General features: G+C 62.4%; 15 protein-coding genes and 1 tRNA gene. 9 read left to right on the forward strand and 7 right to left on the reverse strand.

What is annotated here, in order from left to right; genetic code table 11:
• Positions 1-40: 40 nt before the first annotated feature.
• The 7 genes from rpmF (at position 41) to CUR21_RS02910 (ending at position 5036) form a co-directional block, all read left to right on the forward strand.
• Complete coding sequence (gene rpmF / locus CUR21_RS02880; protein ID WP_100195506.1) at positions 41-247, forward strand: 50S ribosomal protein L32; 207 nt, start codon at positions 41-43, stop codon at positions 245-247.
• Positions 248-274: 27 nt separating this feature from the next.
• Positions 275-1387, forward strand: a complete 1113-nt coding sequence (gene plsX, locus CUR21_RS02885; protein WP_100195507.1) for a phosphate acyltransferase PlsX — start codon at positions 275-277, stop codon at positions 1385-1387.
• On the forward strand, positions 1384-2355 hold the full coding sequence (locus tag CUR21_RS02890; protein WP_100195508.1) for a beta-ketoacyl-ACP synthase III: 972 nt from the start codon (positions 1384-1386) through the stop codon (positions 2353-2355). The genes plsX and CUR21_RS02890 overlap by 4 nt, the downstream gene beginning before the upstream one ends.
• Before the next feature lie 93 nt (positions 2356-2448).
• On the forward strand, positions 2449-2751 hold the full coding sequence (gene ihfA / locus CUR21_RS02895) for an integration host factor subunit alpha (protein ID WP_100195509.1): 303 nt from the start codon (positions 2449-2451) through the stop codon (positions 2749-2751).
• Positions 2752-2778: 27 nt separating this feature from the next.
• Positions 2779-3732: a MerR family transcriptional regulator gene (locus tag CUR21_RS18835; protein WP_232622661.1), complete on the forward strand. Its 954-nt coding sequence runs from the start codon at positions 2779-2781 to the stop codon at positions 3730-3732.
• Between the two features lie 79 nt (positions 3733-3811).
• Positions 3812-3889, forward strand: a tRNA-Pro gene (locus CUR21_RS02905).
• A gap of 70 nt (positions 3890-3959) precedes the next feature.
• Positions 3960-5036: a 2'-deoxycytidine 5'-triphosphate deaminase gene (locus CUR21_RS02910; RefSeq protein WP_100195510.1), complete on the forward strand. Its 1077-nt coding sequence runs from the start codon at positions 3960-3962 to the stop codon at positions 5034-5036.
• A gap of 146 nt (positions 5037-5182) precedes the next feature.
• On the opposite strand, the gene CUR21_RS02915 is transcribed toward CUR21_RS02910, so the two are convergent.
• The 6 genes from CUR21_RS02915 to CUR21_RS02940 form a co-directional block, all read right to left on the reverse strand.
• On the reverse strand, positions 5183-6808 hold the full coding sequence (locus tag CUR21_RS02915; RefSeq protein WP_100195511.1) for an alpha-D-glucose phosphate-specific phosphoglucomutase: 1626 nt from the start codon (positions 6806-6808) through the stop codon (positions 5183-5185).
• Positions 6805-8931, reverse strand: coding sequence for a glycogen debranching protein GlgX (gene glgX, locus CUR21_RS02920; RefSeq protein ID WP_232622662.1), 2127 nt, complete (start codon positions 8929-8931; stop codon positions 6805-6807). Before glgX ends, CUR21_RS02915 begins: the two co-directional genes overlap by 4 nt.
• Positions 8928-10352: a glycogen synthase GlgA gene (glgA, locus tag CUR21_RS02925; protein WP_100195512.1), complete on the reverse strand. Its 1425-nt coding sequence runs from the start codon at positions 10350-10352 to the stop codon at positions 8928-8930. The genes glgX and glgA overlap by 4 nt, the downstream gene beginning before the upstream one ends.
• A gap of 81 nt (positions 10353-10433) precedes the next feature.
• Entirely contained in the window at positions 10434-11705 is a 1272-nt protein-coding gene (glgC, locus tag CUR21_RS02930; protein ID WP_100195513.1) for a glucose-1-phosphate adenylyltransferase, read from the reverse strand.
• Between the two features lie 20 nt (positions 11706-11725).
• On the reverse strand, positions 11726-13906 hold the full coding sequence (glgB, locus tag CUR21_RS02935) for a 1,4-alpha-glucan branching protein GlgB (protein WP_100195514.1): 2181 nt from the start codon (positions 13904-13906) through the stop codon (positions 11726-11728).
• Positions 13907-13948: 42 nt separating this feature from the next.
• On the reverse strand, positions 13949-16342 hold the full coding sequence (locus CUR21_RS02940; protein WP_100195622.1) for a glycogen/starch/alpha-glucan phosphorylase: 2394 nt from the start codon (positions 16340-16342) through the stop codon (positions 13949-13951).
• Between the two features lie 626 nt (positions 16343-16968).
• On the opposite strand from CUR21_RS02940, the gene CUR21_RS02945 reads away from it, so the two are divergent.
• Positions 16969-17403 carry an Rrf2 family transcriptional regulator gene (locus CUR21_RS02945; RefSeq protein ID WP_100195515.1) on the forward strand — a complete coding sequence of 145 codons (435 nt, stop codon included), beginning with the start codon at positions 16969-16971 and terminating at the stop codon, positions 17401-17403.
• Positions 17404-17412: 9 nt separating this feature from the next.
• On the opposite strand, the gene CUR21_RS02950 is transcribed toward CUR21_RS02945, so the two are convergent.
• Positions 17413-18381 (reverse strand): DUF808 domain-containing protein, encoded by a 969-nt coding sequence (locus CUR21_RS02950; protein ID WP_100195516.1) that lies wholly within the window; start codon positions 18379-18381, stop codon positions 17413-17415.
• A gap of 178 nt (positions 18382-18559) precedes the next feature.
• On the opposite strand from CUR21_RS02950, the gene gap reads away from it, so the two are divergent.
• Positions 18560-19561: a type I glyceraldehyde-3-phosphate dehydrogenase gene (gene gap / locus CUR21_RS02955; RefSeq protein ID WP_100195517.1), complete on the forward strand. Its 1002-nt coding sequence runs from the start codon at positions 18560-18562 to the stop codon at positions 19559-19561.
• Positions 19562-19584 lie beyond the last annotated feature (23 nt).

Here is a 19584-nt window from a genome sequence, read left to right on the forward strand (position 1 = left end):
GTAAAACAGGGGCATGTCCCCACTACCCAAAGGTTGCGACATGGCTGTCCCGCAGAACCGAGTCACCAAATCCCGCCGTAACATGCGTCGCGCTCACGACGCTCTGGTTGCTGGCAACCCCGCTGATTGCCCGAACTGTGGCGAGCTGAAGCGCCCGCACCACGTGTGCGGCGCCTGCGGCCACTATGACGCCCGCGAAGTCGTGGCGACCACCAAAGACGTCGATCTGGACGAGGACGCGGCGTAAGCCGCGCCCGGACGGCTCACCCTGCCCATGGCAAGCGGACTGCAAACTCCGGTGACGGACACGCTTGAAGGCGGGGCGAAGACGGTTATTTCGGTCGACGCCATGGGCGGCGACCGTGGACCGGCGGCTGTGGTCGCCGGTCTTGGCCTGTCTGCCGCCAAGCATCCTGATGTTTCGTTCATCCTGCACGGCGACAGTGCGGTGCTTACACCCCTCCTCGCCGCGCAGCCGGGCCTGTCGGGGCGCGTCAGCTTGGTGCACGCGGAACGCGCGGTCACAATGAATGACAAGCCGAGCCAGGTCATGCGCCATGGCGAAGGCACCTCGATGTGGTCAACGATCGAGTCGGTGAAATCAGGCGCCGCGCAGGCGGCCGTGTCTTGCGGGAACACGGGCGCGCTTATGGCGGTCTCTATGGTCCGCCTGCGCAAGATTGCGGGCGTGAACCGCCCCGCCATCGCCTGCCTGTGGCCCAGCCGGAACCCCGGCGGCTTCAACGTGATGCTGGACGTCGGTGCCGGAATCGAGGCCGAGGCCGAGGATCTGTTGCAATTCGCCGCCATGGGGGCCTCTTACGCGCGCAACGGCCTTGCCCTGCCGCGTCCGCGCGTGGGTCTGCTCAATGTGGGGACCGAAGAGCACAAGGGCCGTGCCGAACTCAAGATCGCCCATGATCGCATGGTCGAAGCAGCCGAGGCAGGCGGATTTGAATTCGTCGGTTTTGTCGAAGGCGGAGACATTCCGGGCGACCGGGTCGATGTGATTGTGACCGATGGCTTCACTGGCAATATCGCGCTGAAAACCGGCGAAGGCACTGCCAAGCTGATTTCAGATTTTCTGCGCGATGTTTTTGGTGCCGGGCTTTTGTCCAAGCTCGCGGCGCTTTTGGCGCTGAAATCCTTGAAACAGTTGCAAAAGCGCATAGATCCGCGACGGGTGAACGGCGGCGTTTTCCTTGGGCTCAATGGCACGGTCGTGAAGTCACACGGCTCTGCCGATGAAACCGGGGTTGCGGCGGCGATCGGCCTTGCGATCCAGCTGGCACGCAGCGGTTTTGTGGAACGTCTGGCTGCACGGGTGGCTTTGACGGTGAAAAAGACGGCAGAAGAACCTGCCGGGGAAGTCGGGGCAAAATTATGACATTACGCGCCGTCGTGGCGGGCGTGGGCCATTACTTGCCCGCACGCGTTGTGGAAAACGCGGATTTGGAAGCGTTGGTGGAAACCAGCGATGAATGGATTCGCTCGCGCTCGGGCATCGAACGGCGGCACTTTGCGGCCGAGGGCGAGATGACCTCGCATCTGGCCGCCCATGCCGCGCGTGCGGCTTTGGCCGATGCTGGCCTCGTGCCCGCCGATATTGACGCGCTGATCGTCGCCACCTCCACCCCCGATCTGACCTTTCCTTCGGTGGCCACCATGGTGCAATCCGAACTTGCGATGCCCGGTGGTTTTGCCTTCGATGTGCAAGCGGTCTGCGCCGGCTTTGTCTTTGCCCTGACCACCGCCAATGCGCTGCTGGTGTCAGGTCAGGCCAAGCGGGTGCTGGTGATTGGCGCCGAAACCTTCAGCCGCCTGATGGATTGGACCGACCGCACCACTTGCGTGTTGTTCGGCGATGGCGCCGGTGCGCTGGTTCTGGAAGCGCAAGAGGGCAGCGGCGCTGCCACGGATCGTGGCATTCTGGCCAGCGATCTTCACTCGGACGGGCGTTTCAAGGACATTCTCTACGTCGACGGAGGCACCAGCACGGGCACGACAGGGCATCTGCGGATGGCAGGCAAAGAAGTGTTCCGGCATGCCATTGAAAAGCTTGCCGAAACAGCCCATGCTTGCCTCGACAAGGCCGGGTTGACCAGTGCCGATGTCGATTGGATCGTGCCGCATCAAGCCAATATCCGCATCATCGAAGGCACCGCCAAGAAGATGCAGCTGTCCATGGATCAGGTGGTGGTGACCGTTCAGGACCATGGCAACACCTCCGCCGCGTCCATTCCGCTGGCGCTTTCGGTGGGCAAGGCGCGCGGCCAGATCAAGCAAGGCGATCTGATCGTGACCGAAGCCATCGGAGGCGGCCTTGCTTGGGGGTCGGTGGTTCTCCGCTGGTGAGTCTGTTTTAACTCCAGCCCTCAAGTCTCTGATATTGACTCGGAAATCCGGACGGCGCATCCTTTGCCGCAACAGCCCGGGGGGGATTTGCGAATGAGCGAAAAAACACTGACCCGTATGGACCTGTCGGAAGCCGTTTTCCGTGAGGTTGGACTTAGCCGGAATGAGTCGGCGCAGCTTGTCGAATCTGTGCTGCAGCATATGTCCGATGCCCTAGCTTCGGGGGAACAGGTGAAGATCTCCTCCTTTGGCACGTTTTCTGTGCGGGACAAATCGGCCCGTGTCGGCCGGAACCCCAAGACCGGGGATGAGGTGCCGATCAGCCCGCGCCGGGTTCTGACCTTCCGCCCCTCCCATCTGATGCGCGACCGCGTGGCCGCAGGCAAAAAGAAGTAACCGCATGATCAAAGGAGAGCGCGGCGCATGAACAAATCGCCCGACGCCTTCCGCACCATATCGGAAGTCGCTGAGTTTCTGGAAACCCCGGCCCATGTGCTGCGGTTTTGGGAAAGCCGATTTCCGCAGATCCGTCCCGTGAAACGCGCGGGCGGCCGTCGCTATTATCGTCCGTCGGACGTGGCGCTGTTGACCGGGATCAAGCGGTTGTTGCACGAAGATGGCATGACGATCCGTGGCGTGCAGAAAATCCTGCGCGAACAAGGTGTTCGCTACGTTGCCGGTGTGGTCGAAGACCCCGAGGAAGACAGCCAAAACGAAGAGATGGCGGCCTCTCCCACACCGGCCGCGCCGCCGGTCGTGGCCAGCCACGCCTTGCCCGAAGCCGAAACCGCGCAAATCATTGCGCTTCAGGCCGCGGCGCGGGCACCCGCCGCTTCGGCGCAAACGCCCGCCGCAGAGGGTGACGAGCCTTTCGCCCCCGTGGAGCGGCAGGAAGACCCGCTGGCAGAAGATGCGCTGTCTGACCTTACCCCTGAGGCGCCGCAGCCCCCCATGGCCGAGCCTGCGGCGCCGCTGGCGGTGCCGCAGTCGGCGCCGTCGGTGACCGAGCTTTTTCCACGCCCACCGGCGCCTGTGCCCTCGCTTCCCGAACCTGTGGCCGAGGCGCCCATGGCGGTTTGGGCCGAAGAGGCGGATACGCTAGAGGAGGCAGCACCAAAGCCACCTGCTGCTGCACCCGTAGTGCACCTCAGCCGCGTCGTCCCTGCCGAGACAGCGCAAGCGCCCCCCACCGGGCCGCAAGAAGCCCCACGCCAGAAGCCCAAAGCAGCGCAGGCCGGCACAACCTTGGCCCAGCGTCTGCGCGCGCTGTCGCGCGAAACCCTGAGTGATGAGCAGCATGCGCAATTGGTGCAACTGCGCGATCAGGCTGTGCTTTTGCGGAACCGCCGGGATGGTTCTGCCCGCCTGCCCGGCTGACACATTTGCTTTCTGGGGAAAAAATTCGTGCTTTCCCGCTTGTGCCGCCCGCGAATATCAGTATGTATCCCCGCATGTTCGGGCCGTAGCGCAGCCTGGTTAGCGCGTCCGTCTGGGGGGCGGAAGGTCGAGAGTTCGAATCTCTCCGGCCCGACCATCGAAAAAACCGCCCGCTTGGCCCAGTGCCTTGCGGGCGGTTTTCATTTCAAGGGCTTGGAGGGTGCGCGATGACGAAAACCGGGGTGCTTGCCGCGCAACAACTGCGCCATCTGATCGCCAATGGGGCGATCAGCGCCACCCCCGCGATCCTTCCCGAACAGGTGCAGCCCGCCAGCCTTGATCTGCGTCTGGGGCACATCGCCTACCGGGTGCGCGCGTCCTTTCTGGCAGGCAAAGGCCGCCCCGTCGCCGAGCGCTTGGCGGAGTTTGAAATGCACCGGATCGACATGACCGATGGCGCGGTGCTGGAAAAAGGCTGCGTGTATGTGATTCCCCTCTTGGAGCGGCTGTCACTTCCCGAAGGCCTGACGGCTGTGGCTAATGCAAAATCCTCGACCGGTCGTCTCGATTTGCTGACGCGTCTCATCACCGATGGCGGCACCGAATTTGATCGGATTCCCGATGGCTATGATGGTCCGCTTTTTGCGGAAGTCTGCCCCCGGTCCTTCTCGGTGCTCGTCCGGGCAGGGCAACGGTTGAACCAGATCCGGTTTCGGGACGGGCAAGCCGTGCTCTCCGACCATGCGCTTGCCCTCTTGCACCAGACAGAGCCTTTGGTGGACGGCACCCCGGTGATCTCCGAAGGTCTTGGTTTTTCGGTCGACCTGCGGCCCCGGTCTGGCGATCTGGTCGGTTACCGCGCCAAGCCGCACACGGGTGTGATCGATCTCGATCGGATCGGGCATTATCCGGCGGCCGAATTCTGGGAAGAAATCCGCACGCAAGATGGCCGCATCATTCTGGATCCCGGCGCTTTCTACATTCTTGTCAGCCGCGAGGCGGTGACCATTCCTCCTGATTACGCAGCCGAAATGGCGCCCTATCTGGCGATGGTGGGAGAGTTCCGGGTCCATTACGCGGGCTTCTTCGATCCCGGCTTTGGCCATGCCGCCGCAGGGGGGGCCGGGTCGCGCGGCGTCCTCGAGGTGCGCTGCCATGAGGCGCCCTTTGTGCTGGAGCATGGGCAAGTTGTCGGCCGTCTGGTCTATGAACGGATGTCCGAACGCCCTGACGCGCTGTATGGCACCCGGATTGCATCCAACTATCAAGGTCAGGGCCTGAAGCTGGCCAAACAGTTCCGCTGACTCCGCCGCCTGTCCGGGTGGAAAGCTGCGCCTCCGGCGGGAGTATTTCAGAAAGGTGCAAATCCATCCGCAGATCGCCTGGTCTGGACCTGTCCAGTTTGCACCTTTTCCAAATACTCCCGCGCGGAGCGCTTCCGAACGTCGGGTCAGGTCACCACGTCAGGCGCCGTGCGCCCGGTGAACTCCGCCAGCCGTGCCAGCCCGTGGGCCGCGCGGATCACGGGCGCAAGCGCCTCTTGCGGATCGTGGTCAAGCCCCTCTGGCCCGGGGCTGTAGCGCTCCAGATAGACGCGCAACGTGGCGCCCTCGGTGCCCGTGCCTGACAGGCGCATCACGATGCGGCTGCCATCGTCGAAAATGATCCGCACGCCCTGTTTGGCGCTGACCGAGCCATCGACCGGGTCGGTATAGGCGAAGTCATCGGCGGTGGCGATGGTCATGCCTTCCACCTCGCGGCCCCGCAGATCGGCGAGGCTTGCACGCAAAGCCGCCATCATCGCATCGGCCTTGTCGGTGGCAATCGCCTCGAAATCGTGGCGGCTGTAGTAATTGCGGCCAAAGCGCGCCCAATGCTCGGCCAGTATCTCGGCCACCGATTGCTTGCGCACCGCAAGGATGTTGAGCCAAAGCAAGATCGCCCACAGCCCGTCTTTCTCACGCACATGGTCAGAGCCGGTGCCAAAGGATTCCTCACCGCACAGGGTGGCCCGGCCTGCGTCCAGCAGACTGCCGAAGAACTTCCAGCCCGTGGGCGTTTCGAACTTGGCAATCCCCAGCGCATCGGCCACCCGGTCGGCGGCGGCGGACGTCGGCATCGAGCGCGCCACCCCGGCCAGCCCCTTGGCATAGCCCGGCGCCAGATGCGCATTGGCGGCCAGCACGGCAAGGCTGTCCGAAGGCGAAACATAGATCCCGCGCCCCACCACCATATTGCGGTCGCCGTCGCCATCACTCGCCGCGCCGAAATCGGGGGCATCCGCACCCATCATCTCGTCCATCAACTCATGCGCCCAAGTCGGGTTTGGATCGGGGTGCATGCCGCCAAAGTCGGGCAAAGGGGTGGCGTGGGTGACGGTGCCGGGGGCCGCGCCCAGCCGGTTTTCAAGGATCTCGACCGCATAGGGGCCGGTCACTGCGCACATCGAATCCATGCGCATCCGAAAGCCGCCCGCAAACAGCGCGCGCAAGGCCGGGAAATCGAACAGGGTTTCCATCAGATCGGCGTAATCCGCCACCGGGTCCACCACATCGACGATCATGCCGCCCAAATCGTGCCGCCCGATGGCGTTCAGATCCACGTCTTGCGCCTCCAGCATCTTGTAGGCGGTGATCTCGGTGGTGCGCTGGAACATCGCTTCGGTCACGCCTTCGGGGGCCGGGCCGCCGTTGGGCATGTTGAACTTGACGCCAAAATCCTCTTCCGGTCCGCCGGGATTGTGGCTGGCCGACATGATGATGCCGCCGTCGGTTTTGTTGAGGCGGATCAAATGGCTGGCCGCCGGGGTGGACAGCACCGCACCCTGCCCCACGATCATCCGCGCCGCGCCATTTGCTGCGGCCATGCGCAAGATCACCTGTGCCGCGCGATCGTTGAAATAGCGCCCGTCACCACCCAGCACAAAGGTCTTGCCGCTGGCGCCCACCACATCGAAAATCGCCTGAACGAAGTTTTCGAGGTAATGCGGCCCCATGAAGACAGGCGTCTTCTTGCGCAGGCCCGAAGTGCCCGGCTTTTGCCCGGCGATCGGTTGGGTGGCAACGGTGGTGATCATGGTCTTTCTCCTTGCGCCTGCCCCGAGTCGGGGCACAGGCGGAACAACAGAACGGATTGCGCAGGCAACCGCGACGGCACCGGCCCAGAGGAGACATCGGGGCGCGTGGTGTCAAGCACCAGCTCCCAGCCAGAGGCGTCAGGCAAGGTCAGATCCACCGCCGCGCCGCAGTTGAACCAGGCCAGCACCGCATCGCAGCCCGCGTCCTGTCCTTCGGCCGCCATCCGCAGCTCTACCCCCAAGGCGCGGAAGGCCGGGTCATGCCAATCCTGCGGCGTCGGCGTCTGGCCATCGGGTTTGCGCCAAACCACATCCAGCTTGCCATCGGCAGCACGTTTGCGCGCGTGCAAGAATCGCCGCTGCCGCAACACAGGATGCGCCCGGCGCACCGCCGTCAGCCGGGCGATAAAGGCCGTCAGCCCCTGATCCGGGCGGGTCCAGTCCAGCCAGGTGACGGCATTGTCCTGGGCATAGGCATTGTTGTTGCCGCCCTGACTGTGCCCCAGCTCATCCCCGGCCAATATCATCGGCACCCCTTGGCTAAGGAACAGCGTCGCCAGAAGGTTGCGCTTGCGCAAGGCACGGGCCGCAAGCACCTGCGGGTCGTCGGTTGGCCCCTCCACCCCCATATTGTCGGCGTGGTTGTCGGAATGGCCATCGCGGTTGTCCTCACCATTGGCCCAGTTGCGCTTGATCGTAAAGCTGACCAAATCTTCCAGAGTGAACCCGTCATGCGCGGTCAGGAAATTCACCGAACTGGTGGCGGACCGACCCGAATGGTCAAAGCGTTCGGCACTGCCCAACAGCCGTTTCGCCAGATCGGGCGTCATCCCCGCGTCCCCTCGCCAGAACCGCCGCACGCCATCGCGGAACTGATCGTTCCACTCATGAAACGGATGCGGATACTGCCCCAGCTGATAGCCGCCCGGGCCAATATCCCACGGCTCGGCGATCAGCTTGACGCGGCTCAGCACCGGGTCTTGCCGGATGGCATCGAAAAACCCGCCATTCGGGTCAAAGCCATGCGGCTCGCGACCCAGCACCGTGGCCAGATCAAAGCGAAAGCCGTCGACATGGCACACCTCAACCCAATAGCGCAAGGAATCCATGACCATGCGCAGCACCATCGGATGCGTCAGGTTCAGCGTGTTGCCGGTGCCCGTGTCATTCACATAATGCCGCCCGCCATCGGCCAGCCGGTAATAGCTGGCATTGTCCAGGCCCCGGTAGCACAGCGTGGGGCCCCACTGATCTCCCTCGGCCGTGTGGTTGTAAACCACGTCCAAGATCACCTCGATCCCCGCCGAATGCAGACGCCGCACCATCGTCTGGAATTCCCACAGGGCGCCTTTGGCCATATAGCGCGGCTCGGGCGCAAAGAAGGCCAGCGTGTTATAGCCCCAGTGGTTGCGCAGGCCCTTGGCCACCAGAAAGCGGTCGTCAGGAAAGGCCTGCACCGGCAAAAGCTCGATCGCGGTCACGCCCAGCGTTTGCAGATGTGCAATCACCGGATCGCTGGCCAAGGCCAGATAACTGCCGCGCAGGCCTTTTTCGATCCCCGGATGCAATTGGGTCAGTGCCTTGACATGCGCTTCATAAATCACCGTCTCGCAGCGCGGCGTGCGCGGCGCGGCATCGTCGCCCCATGTGAAGGAGGTGTCGGTGACCACCGCCTTGGGCACAGCAAAGGCCGAGTCCCGCGTGTCGTAGGACAGATCGCCCCGGTTGGAGCCGATCTTGTATCCCATCACCGCATCCGACCACCGCAACCGGCCTTCCAGCGCCCGCGCGTAAGGGTCAAGCAAAAGCTTGTGCGGATTGAAGCGATGTCCCTGTTCCGGCACATAAGGCCCATGCGCCCGAAACCCGTAAACCGCCCCGGGCGTCAGCCCGCCCACATGCATATGCCAGATGTCGCCGTCGCGCTCACGAAACGGCAGCCGTGTGAGCTCCTTGCGCCCGTCTGCCGAAAACAGACACAGCTCGATGAGTTCGGCATGCGCCGAGAAAACCGCAAAGTTCACGCCATCGCCATCCAGCGTCGCGCCCATCGGCCAAGGGCGCCCCGCGCTCACCGCATGGCCCGACAGCCGATGCGGCGCCAGAACCTGCCCCGCTGTCATGCGCGCAGCCGCGCATACAAGTCGGCATAGGCCGCTGCCGAAGTTTCCCAGCCCACCGGATGCGCCATCGCGTTGGCCCGCAGCCGCGCCCATTGCTGGGGCTGGCTATAAACCTGCAACAGTTTGGTCAGGGCCTGACCAAAGGCCAACGCATCGGTGGGGTGAAACACCACCCCCGTCGCCACCCCTGCCGTCAAAGTGGCAGGCGAGACACCGATCACCGTATCGGCCAGACCGCCCGTCGCCGCCACCACAGGCAAGGCGCCGTAGCGCAGCCCATACATCTGTGTCAGCCCACAGGGCTCAAAGCGCGACGGCACCAGCACCGCATCTGCGCCGGAAAACAGACGGTGACTGAGCGCCTCGTCATAACCGATCCGCACGGCCACCCGGGCTGGATGCGCCTCGGCCAAGGCGCGCATGGCGCCCTCCAGCCCCGGATCGCCCGAACCCAGAACGATGAGCCCGCCCCCTGCGGCCACAAAGTCCGGCACCACCTGCGGCAGCAGGTCGATGCCCTTCTGATCGGTCAAGCGGCTCACCACAATCGCCAAGGGCCCCGGCACATCGATCCCGAACTCGGCACAGAGCGCCGCACGGGCCGTCGCTTTTCCCGCAGGATGTGCCGCGCTGAACGGCACCGGTTCCGACTCGGGCGCCCAGATCCCTGTGTCCACCCCGTTCAGAATGCCCGACACCCGCGCCGCCCGCGCCGCGATCACGCCTTGCAAACCCATGCCAAATTCGGCCCGCATCAATTCGGCCGCATAGGTGGGCGACACGGTGGTGATCCAATCCGCCGTGACCAGACCCGCCTTCAAGCTGGACAAGCCGCCGTAATATTCCAGCCCATCGGGATAAAACTGCTCTCCCGGCAGGCGCAGATCATGCAGCAGATGCACGGGCGCCCAGCCTTGAAAGGCAATGTTGTGCACCGTCATCACCGATTTCACATCGCGCGCGCCGGAATAGGCCAGATACGCAGGCGCAAATCCCGCTTGCCAGTCATGCGCATGCAGCACATCCGGCCGCCAGCCCGCCACGCCCTCGCGCGCGATCCGCGCCGCGACCCAAGACAGCGCCGCAAACCGCTGCGGATTGTCTCCCCAATCCCCGCCCGGTCCGCCATAAGGGCCCCCATCGCGGTCATAAAGATGCGGCGCATCCAGCAGCAGCACCTCCATCCCCTCGACCTGCCCGGCATAGACCGTGCCATGCCCCCCAAACAGCCCCGGCTCTTCCCAGACCGCCGTCATCCCCGCGCACAGCCCCCGCAGCGCCCGATAGGCCGGGATCAGGACGCGCATCTCCCAGCCAACCCCAGCCAGGGCCTCCGGCAAGGCCCCCACCACATCGGCAAGCCCGCCGGTCTTGACAAAAGGCACACATTCCGACGCAACAGACAGAACCCGACCGGTCATGCTTCCCTCATCATCTGTTCTCAAATATCCTCGGGGGGACCGGGGGGCAGACAGCCCCCCGGGGTCTGCCATGGGCGCAGCCTATCCCAGCTTGCGCGCCCGCATATCCAGCATATCCTGCGTGATCAATACGATGCCCGCATCCGTGCGGCGGAACCACTTGGCATCTTCCTCCGGGTCCTGCCCCACCACCAGACCTTCGGGGATGATCACCCCCCGGTCGATCACACAATTCTTCAACTCCACCTTCCGGTTCACACAGACCTGCGGCAAGGCCACCACATGATCCAGCGTGCTGTAGGAATGCGTGCGACATCCCGTGAACAGCAGCGAATTGCGCACCTCCGACCCCGAGACGATGCAATCCCCCGACACCAGCGAGGAAATCGCCGTCCCGCGCCGCCCGTCGGTGTCATGAATGAATTTCGCAGGCGGCACGATTTCAGCATAAGTCCAGATCGGCCAGCTGTTGTCATACAGATCCAGTTTGGGCACGAAATCGGTCAGGTCGATATTGGCCTGCCAGAATGCGTCGATCGTTCCCACATCGCGCCAATAGGGCTCATCCTCCAAGCCCGAGGTGACGCAACTGTCGGCAAATTTATGCGCCACCGCTTTGCCGTTCTTCACGATCTGCGGAATGATGTCATTGCCGAAATCATGGCTGGAATTGGGGTCTTCCGCATCCCGAATCAAAAGATCGCGCAGCATGTCCCAGTTGAAGACGTAAATCCCCATACTGGCCAGCGCATGATCCGGATCGCCCGGAATGCTGGGCGGGTCTTTGGGCTTTTCCAGAAACTGGGTGATCCGCATGTCCTTGTCCACATGCATGACCCCAAAGGCCGTCGCCTCCATCCGGGGCACCGTCAAGCAGCCAATCGTGACATCGGCACCGGATGAGACATGCTGCTGCAGCATGATCTCGTAATCCATCTTGTAGATGTGATCCCCCGCCAGAATGATCACATACTTCACCTTGTAATCATCCACGATGTCGATGTTCTGCGTCACCGCATCCGCCGTGCCCAGATACCATTTGTTCTCATCCACCCGCTGGCTGGCGGGCAGGATGTCCAGATATTCATTCCGCTCGGCCCGGAAAAACCCCCAGCCGCGCTGCATGTGGCGGATCAGGCTATGCGCCTTGTATTGTGTCGCAATCGCCATCTTGCGGATGCCGGAATTCAGCGCATTGGACAGCGCGAAATCGATGATGCGGGTCTTGCCACCGAAATAGACCGCCGGCTTTGCGCGGCGGTCTGTCAATTCCTTCAGACGGCTTCCCCGTCCGCCGGCAAGAACGAATGCCATCGCCTGCGACGACAGCCTTGTATTGGGTTTAGCCTTCATGATCCCTCCCTTGCCTTGCTTTACGCAAGATCCCCCTCTTTGAGATAAACCGCCGACAGCGGCGGCAATGTCACAAGCGCTGACCACGGCCGCCCATGGCATGGCACCGCCTCTGCCGTGACACCGCCAAGGTTGCCACGGTTGCCGCCGCCGTAAAGCGCGGCATCGGTGTTCAGCAATTCTGCCCAATGGCCTCCCGCTGGCAGGCCGATGCGATACCGCCGCTCGATCGGCGTCATGTTCACCAGCGCCACCACCATCGGGTCCCCGGCCGCCCCCTTGCGCAGCCAAGCATAAACGCTGGCCTCGGCATCGGTGGATTCAATCCATTCAAACCCTTCGGGCCGCGTGTCGTTGCGGTGCAGCGCAGGCGTGGCTCGATACACCCGGTTCAGATCGCGCACCAAAGACTGAATGCCGGAATGCGCAGGAATATCAAGCTGATGCCAGTCAAGGCTTTGATTGTGGTTCCACTCCGCGCCTTGCGCAAACTCTTGCCCCATGAACAAAAGCTTCTTGCCCGGATGCGCCCACATAAAGCCGTAATAGGCGCGCAGATTGGCAAACTTCTCCTCGCCCGACCCCGGCATCTTCCCCAGCATGCTGCCCTTGCCATGCACAACCTCGTCATGGCTGATCGGCAAGATGTAATTCTCGGACCAAGCGTAATGCAGGCCAAAGGTCATCTGGTGATGGTGATACTTGCGGTGGATCGGATCCTTTTCCATGTAGGACAAGGTGTCGTTCATCCAGCCCATGTTCCACTTGAAGCCAAAGCCCAAACCGCCGTGGTTCACAGGGCGGCTGACACCCGGAAAAGCCGTGCTTTCCTCGGCCACCGTCATCACGCCCGCGCATTCGCCGTAGGCGGTGACGTTCATGCGGCGCAGCATCTCGATCGCTTCGTAATTCTCGCGCCCGCCATCCCGGTTGGGCACCCACTCGCCCTGCTTGCGGCTGTAGTCGCGGTAAAGCATCGAGGCGACAGCATCCACCCGCAGCCCGTCGATGTGGAATTCTTCCAACCAATACAGCGCATTGGACACCAGAAAGTTCTGCACTTCGGTCCGGCCGTAGTTGTAGATCAGCGTGTTCCAATCCTGATGGAACCCTTCGCGCGGATCGGCATGTTCATAAAGCGGCGTGCCGTCAAACTGGCCCAAGCCATGCGCGTCGGTCGGAAAATGCCCAGGAACCCAGTCCAGCAGCACGCCAAGGCCCTTGCGATGGGCCGCATTCACAAAGGCGCGGAACTCGGGCGGCGTGCCATGGCGGATGGTGGGCGCAAACAGCCCCACCGGCTGATACCCCCAAGACCCATCAAAGGGGAACTCGCTGACGGGCAGAAGTTCGATATGCGTGAACCCCATATCTGCCGCATAATCAACAAGTTGCTCGGCAAGTTCAATGTAGGACAGCATCCGGTCCCCCGGCGCGCGCCGCCAAGACCCCAGATGCACCTCGTAAACCGAGATCGGCGCGTCTATCGTCTGCCGTTCGGCGCGGGTGGCCATCCAGTCGGCATCGGTGAAGGCACCGGAAATTCTCCTGACAACAGAGGCATTTGCAGGCGGATGTTCAGATCCGAATCCGACAGGATCGGCCTTGAGCGGCAGCAGATGGCCGCCTTGCGCGCGGATCTCATACTTATAGGTGGTGCCTTCCCCCAGTTCGGGGACGAAGGTTTCCCAAACACCCGTGGCTCCCCGCCGCCGCATCGGATGGCGACGACCGTCCCAGATGTTGAAATCGCCGACCACCGACACCCGTTCGGCATTTGGCGCCCAGACCGCAAAATGCGTGCCCTTCACCCCTTCATGTGTGATGACATGCGCCCCCAGCACCTTCCAAAGGCGCTGATGGGTTCCTTCGCCAAGCAGGTATTCATCCAGCTCGCCCAGCACCGGGCCAAAGCGGAACGGATCTTCAAATTCCCATGTGGTGCCATGACCCGTGGCGCGCAGCCGATACGCCGCCTTGCGCGGCAGCGTGGCAAAGAAAAGCCCTTGCCCCCAATGCGTTGCCTCTACTTCTTGACCTGATTTCCCAGTCAAGAGCCACAGCTTTTCAGCCCCCGGCACAAAAGCCGTGACCACCCATTTGCCGCCCAATTTGTGCGGCCCTAGCACCGAAAACGGGTCGCCATGACGCCCTTCGCAAATGGCCCAAGCCACTCCTTCGTCAATCGTGATCTCGGCCATGCTGGCTCCTCCCAAAGTCAGCCGCGCAGAAAGGCCCCGGCGCTACAGCGCCGAGGTCACGTTCCAGACGTCTTTCATGTAACTGCGAATGGTGCGGTCCGAGGAAAAGAACCCGGAGCGTGCCGTGTTCAAAGCCGCCATTTTCACCCAATTGTCCCGATCGGCATAGGCGGTATCCACCTTGGCCTGTGCTTCATCATAGGCGTCGAAGTCACTGGCCACGAGGAAATAATCGTGATGCCAGACGCGATGCACCAGATCGTGATAGCGGCCCTTGTCCTCCGGGCTAAAGCGCCCTTCGGCGATCATCTGAAGCACGTCTTGCAGCGTTTGGCTCGCCTCAATCGCCTTGCGGGCGTGGTCCGGGTCTTGGCGGCGGGCCATCGCCTGTTCGGTCGTCATCCCGAACAGGAAGAAGTTTTCATGCCCGACCTCTTGCAAGATCTCCACATTCGCGCCGTCCAAAGTGCCAATCGTCGGCGCCCCGTTGATCATGAACTTCATGTTCCCGGTGCCCGAGGCTTCTTTGCCGGCCGTCGAAATCTGCTCGGACAGATCCGCCGCCGGGATCAACCGCTCTGCCATCGAGACGTTGTAATTGGCCGGATAGACGATCTTGAGCAAGTCACCGCTGACCGGATCGTTGTTAATAACCTGCGCCACGTCGTTGATAAGGCGGATGATTTCCTTGGCCACCGCATAGCCCGGCGCAGCCTTGCCACCAAAAATCTTGACGCGCGGCACCCAATTTGCGTTCGGATTTTGCTTGATCGCTTCCCAATGACCGATGGTTTGCAGGATGTTCAAAAGCTGGCGCTTGTATTCATGGATGCGCTTGATCTGCACGTCGAACAGCGCGTCTGGGTTGACGGTGATGCCTTCATGACTTGCCAGCCAATTCGACAACTCCACCTTGTTCCGGCGCTTGGCGGCATCAAACTCTTTGCGGAAGGCTTTGGTATTGATGGGCTTTTCCAGACCCTTGAGCTGGTCCAGATCAGCCTCCCAGCCCGATCCGATGCTGTCGGTGATCAGGTCGGACAGTGGTTTGTTGCACATCTTCAGCCAGCGGCGCGGTGTCACGCCATTGGTCTGGTTCACGATCCGGTCCGGGTGCAGCGCGTGCAACTCGGGGAAAAGGTTCTTCTTCACCAGATCCGAATGCAGGGCCGACACGCCGTTCACCTTATGCGCCATGATGAAGGCCAATTCGCCCATCCGCACCTCATGGTGTTTGACGATACCCACATAATGTGGACGGCTGTGGTTCTCGGTCCGGTGCCAATGGTCGATCTGTTCGACGATCTGCATGTGGCGCGGCAGCACATTGCCAAAGGTGAAGGTGGCCCAACGCTCCAACGCTTCGGGCAGCAGGGTGTGGTTGGTATAGCCAAGGCAGGCGCGCGCCACTGGCAGCGCCTCCTCAAAGGGCATCCCGTGCTCATCGACAAGCAGACGCACCAGCTCTGGCCCCGCAATTGCAGGGTGGGTGTCGTTCATCTGGATCGCCACGAAATCCGGCAGCTTGCGCAAATCGGATTGCGAGGCGAGGAAACGGCGCAGAATATCCTGCAAAGCGGCCGAGGTCAGGAAAAACTCCTGCTTCAGACGCAACTCCTTGCCCTGATAGGTGGTGTCATCCGGATAAAGCACCCGGCTCAGCGTGCGGGCCAAGGCTTCGGGCTCTGCCGCCGCGGCGTAATCGCCCCGATTGAAACGGTCGAGGTCAAACATGGTGGTGGGCAGCGCCCCCCACAGCCGCAACGTGTTGGCCCATTTGCCCTGCCAACCCACCACAGGCGTGTCATGGGCCGACGCCACCACAGTTTCGCCCGGCATCCACACATCCCGCCCGTCGCGCCGTTCCATGTGCCCCTTGAAGGGGATCACATAAGCCGCCTCGGGGCGTGCAAACTCCCACGGATGCGCCTGCTTCAGCCAATCCTCCGGCGTCTCCACCTGACGCCCGCCTTCAAAGCGCTGGCGGAAGAGCCCATGTTCATAACGGATGCCATAGCCATAGGCCGGGCATCCCAGCGTGGCCATCGACTCCATGAAGCACGCGGCCAAACGGCCAAGGCCGCCGTTGCCAAGCGCCGCATCCGGCTCATCCTCGATGATCCCACGAAACTCTTGCCCGAAGCTTGCCATCGCTTCCTGCGCCTGCTCGCGCAGACCCAGGTTCACGGTCGCATCTTCCAACAGACGCCCGATCAGAAATTCCATCGACAGGTAATACACCCGCTTGTGATCGGCCGCCCATGTCTTGCGGGTAGACGCAAACCACGGCTCCATGATCTGATCGCGGACGGCATAGGACAAGGCCATGCGCCAATCATAGGTGCTGGCATGTTCTGGGTCCTTGCCCAGCGTAAAAGCCAGATGCCGCAGGATGTTCGCTTTCAACGCAGTCGGGTTGGGGCTCAGATCATTCACATCGGGTTCCACAGTTAGGGGTGGCGGCGGGCTGGACCAAGGGTAAACATCTACAAAGCAGGGTAAAGCGCCCCGCACCGTCCTGCAAACCCCGGCCCGTCACAACGCAAAGCCTTTGACCAACTGTTATCGCAACCGTGGCGCAAAAGCACGGAATTTAAATTTCAATATTTCAGAGCTTTACACTTTTCAAAGCGCTTTGAAAAACCTGCCTTGCCAGCGCGGGTGAGTCCGCCCTCACGCCATCGCGTCAAAACGCCTGCCTGATCCAAGGGCATCCGTGCTTGAAAGGCAGCACCGCAGGAACGATGCAGCCCTGAGCGCAGCTCCTTCGTCACACGACATCCGCCAAGATCTTGCAGCCTGCGGCAGTGCGGACGAGGTCACGCCGGTGCGCGCAAGGCGGCTTAGCACCTATGAAAGCGGGCTAAGGCGGTTCGATTCGGCGGTGCGGCTTCGTTGGGCCCGTCTGGCCTCGATAAACCCCACCGCTCCACCGCGTTTCGCACGAAACTTGGTCATGGAATGCACATTTTTCCGCGCCCCGCCTTTCACAGATGATCTGGATCAATTCGGCGGATCGCAGAGCGCGGCATCTTGCGCCCCACCCAGCACGGAGAACGCGCATGCGACTGACCACCCGAACCAATCTCGCCATGCGGACGCTGATGTTCTGTGCCGCCAACCCCGATCGGATCGTGCGCAAGCGCGAAGTGGCCGAGGCCTGCAATGCCAGCGAAAATCATCTGGCGCAGGTCATCCATCTACTGGCCCAAAGCGGCTATCTTCACACCTTGCGCGGCCGGGCCGGGGGATTGATGCTGGGGCGCCGCGCCGATCAGATCCGTGTCGGCACCGTGGTCCGTCAGTTCGAGGCCAGCTTACCCTTCGCCGAATGCTTTACGGGATCAGAGTGCAATTGCCCGCTGGTCGGTGCCTGCCGCCTGAAAGGCGCCCTCGCCCAAGCGCTTGAGGCGTTTTACGCAAGCCTCGACACCATCACCTTGGCGCAATTGATGCAGAACAACACCGATCTGACCAGCCTTCTCAGGGTTGCCTGAGCCGGCGCGTCAATGCCCTGCCTTGCGCCCCGTCACCGCGGCCCAGACGGGCAGGATCACCCGCGTGGCGAGCGGGATCAGCACAAGGCCAAGCGCCAGACCGAAAAGGCCATCCATCACCGCCTTTGCCATCCATTCAGCCGCCCCCGGCGCGTGCGGCACGCTTTGCCCGGCCAGCACGGCCCAGTCGTGAATATGGTGGCCAACCCAGCCGAAGCCCAATTCCTCCAGCCCGTGGATCACGATGGAACCGCCGACCCACAGCATGGCCAGCGTCCCTACCAGCGACAAGACCGCCAGCAGTTTGGGCATAAAGGCCACCAGCCCGCGCCCGATGCCGCGCCCTGCCCCGGTGCGGCCAGCGGCGGCCATGTGCAGCCCCACATCATCCATTTTCACGATCAGCGCGACGGCCCCGTAGACCACCACCGTGATCGCAATGCCCACCACCGCAAGCGTGATGGCTTCCATCCAGAGTGTGCTTTGCGGGATGGCGGCAAGTGCGATGGTCATGATCTCGGCCGACAGGATGAAATCGGTCTTGATGGCTCCGGCGATCTTTTCTTCTTCCAGATGCGCCGGGTCTCCGGGCGCAAGATCTGCCGCCACCACCGCGTCCCCATGCGGGAACAGCACGTGAAACACCTTTTCTGCCCCTTCAAAGCACAGATAGGCGCCGCCAAGCATCAACAGCGGCGTGATCGCTTGCGGCAGAAACGCCTGCAACAGCAGCAGCGCCGGCAGCAAAATCACCAGCTTGTTGCGGACAGAGCCAAGCGCGATGCGCCAAATGATCGGCAACTCCCGATCCGCCGAAAACCCGGTGACATATTTCGGCGTCACCGCAGCATCGTCGATCACCACACCCGCTGCCTTGGCGCCCGCCTTTGCCGCCGCCGCGGCGATATCATCCACCGAGGCGGCCGCCACCTTGGCGATCGCGGCCACGTCATCCAGCAAAGCCAGCAAACCGCTCATTCTGTCACTCCCTGCGCAGCTTCGTTTGTAGCGGATGCCGCTGTCCAAGGCAAAGGCCGCAACACGTTAGCGCAAACAGCGAAAGTTTGCGCTAACACACTGATAATTATTCATTTTTGATCTATGCATGGATCGCTTCGCCTTGTAACCGACACTCATGTTCACGCAGGAGAGGCGCATGACCATCACCGTCGGCATCAATGGCTTTGGCCGCATCGGGCGTTGCACGCTCGCGCATATCGCAGAGTCCAACCGCAACGATGTGCAGGTTGTGGCCATCAACGCCACCGGGCCTATTGAAACCAATGCGCATCTTCTGAAATACGATTCGGTGCATGGCCGCTTCCCCGGGATGATCAAGGTAAGCGACACCACGCTGGATCTTGGCCGGGGTCCGATCCGGGTGCAAAGCACCTATGACCCGACCGAACTGGACTGGGACGGTGTCGATGTGGTGCTGGAATGCACGGGCAAGTTCAATGACCGCGACCGCGCCGCCGTGCACCTGTCGCGCGGGGCCAAACGGGTTCTGGTCAGCGCTCCCGCAAAACGTGCCGATCTGACCGTGGTCTACGGTGTCAACCACCGCCACCTCACACCCGCGCATCATGTGGTGTCAAACGGGTCCTGCACGACCAACTGCCTTGCCCCGCTGGCCAAGGTGCTGAACGACGCCATCGGCATCGAGTCTGGCATCATGACCACGATCCACAGCTATACCGGCGATCAGCCCACGCTCGACCGCCGCCACAAGGATCTTTACCGCGCCCGCGCCGCCGCCATGGCGATGATTCCCACCACCACGGGGGCTGCCAAGGCCTTGGGCGAAGTGCTGCCCGAACTCGCCGGCAAACTCGACGGCACCTCGCTGCGTGTCCCCACCCCCAACGTGAGTGCCGTAGACCTCACATTCATCGCCGCCAAATCGGTGACGGTCGACGATGTCAACCAGATCGTGCGTGAGGCTTGTGCCGGTTACATGGGCATGGTCATGGCCTATGATCCAGAACCCAAGGTCTCGATCGACTTCAACCATACGCCGCAGTCGTCCATCTTCGCCCCCGATCAAACCCGGGTCGTGGGACGTTCCGTTCGCGTGCTGGCATGGTATGACAATGAATGGGGCTTTTCTTGCCGAATGGCCGATGTGGCCGGGGTGATGGGCCGTTTGTTGCACTAAGGGGGCGCCGACCCCCGCAAGGG

Source organism: Pseudorhodobacter sp. MZDSW-24AT (genome assembly GCF_002794355.1).
Taxonomy (GTDB): Bacteria; Pseudomonadota; Alphaproteobacteria; order Rhodobacterales; family Rhodobacteraceae; genus Pseudotabrizicola.

Coding starts and splice junctions, on each gene's coding strand:
- rpmF (WP_100195506.1), top strand. CDS start 41: ATGGCTGTCCCGCAGAACCGAGTCACCAAATCCCGCCGTAACATGCGT.
- plsX (WP_100195507.1), top strand. CDS start 275: ATGGCAAGCGGACTGCAAACTCCGGTGACGGACACGCTTGAAGGCGGG.
- CUR21_RS02890 (WP_100195508.1), top strand. CDS start 1,384: ATGACATTACGCGCCGTCGTGGCGGGCGTGGGCCATTACTTGCCCGCA.
- ihfA (WP_100195509.1), top strand. CDS start 2,449: ATGAGCGAAAAAACACTGACCCGTATGGACCTGTCGGAAGCCGTTTTC.
- CUR21_RS18835 (WP_232622661.1), top strand. CDS start 2,779: ATGAACAAATCGCCCGACGCCTTCCGCACCATATCGGAAGTCGCTGAG.
- CUR21_RS02910 (WP_100195510.1), top strand. CDS start 3,960: ATGACGAAAACCGGGGTGCTTGCCGCGCAACAACTGCGCCATCTGATC.
- CUR21_RS02915 (WP_100195511.1), bottom strand. CDS start 6,808: ATGATCACCACCGTTGCCACCCAACCGATCGCCGGGCAAAAGCCGGGC.
- glgX (WP_232622662.1), bottom strand. CDS start 8,931: ATGACAGCGGGGCAGGTTCTGGCGCCGCATCGGCTGTCGGGCCATGCG.
- glgA (WP_100195512.1), bottom strand. CDS start 10,352: ATGACCGGTCGGGTTCTGTCTGTTGCGTCGGAATGTGTGCCTTTTGTC.
- glgC (WP_100195513.1), bottom strand. CDS start 11,705: ATGAAGGCTAAACCCAATACAAGGCTGTCGTCGCAGGCGATGGCATTC.
- glgB (WP_100195514.1), bottom strand. CDS start 13,906: ATGGCCGAGATCACGATTGACGAAGGAGTGGCTTGGGCCATTTGCGAA.
- CUR21_RS02945 (WP_100195515.1), top strand. CDS start 16,969: ATGCGACTGACCACCCGAACCAATCTCGCCATGCGGACGCTGATGTTC.
- CUR21_RS02950 (WP_100195516.1), bottom strand. CDS start 18,381: ATGAGCGGTTTGCTGGCTTTGCTGGATGACGTGGCCGCGATCGCCAAG.
- gap (WP_100195517.1), top strand. CDS start 18,560: ATGACCATCACCGTCGGCATCAATGGCTTTGGCCGCATCGGGCGTTGC.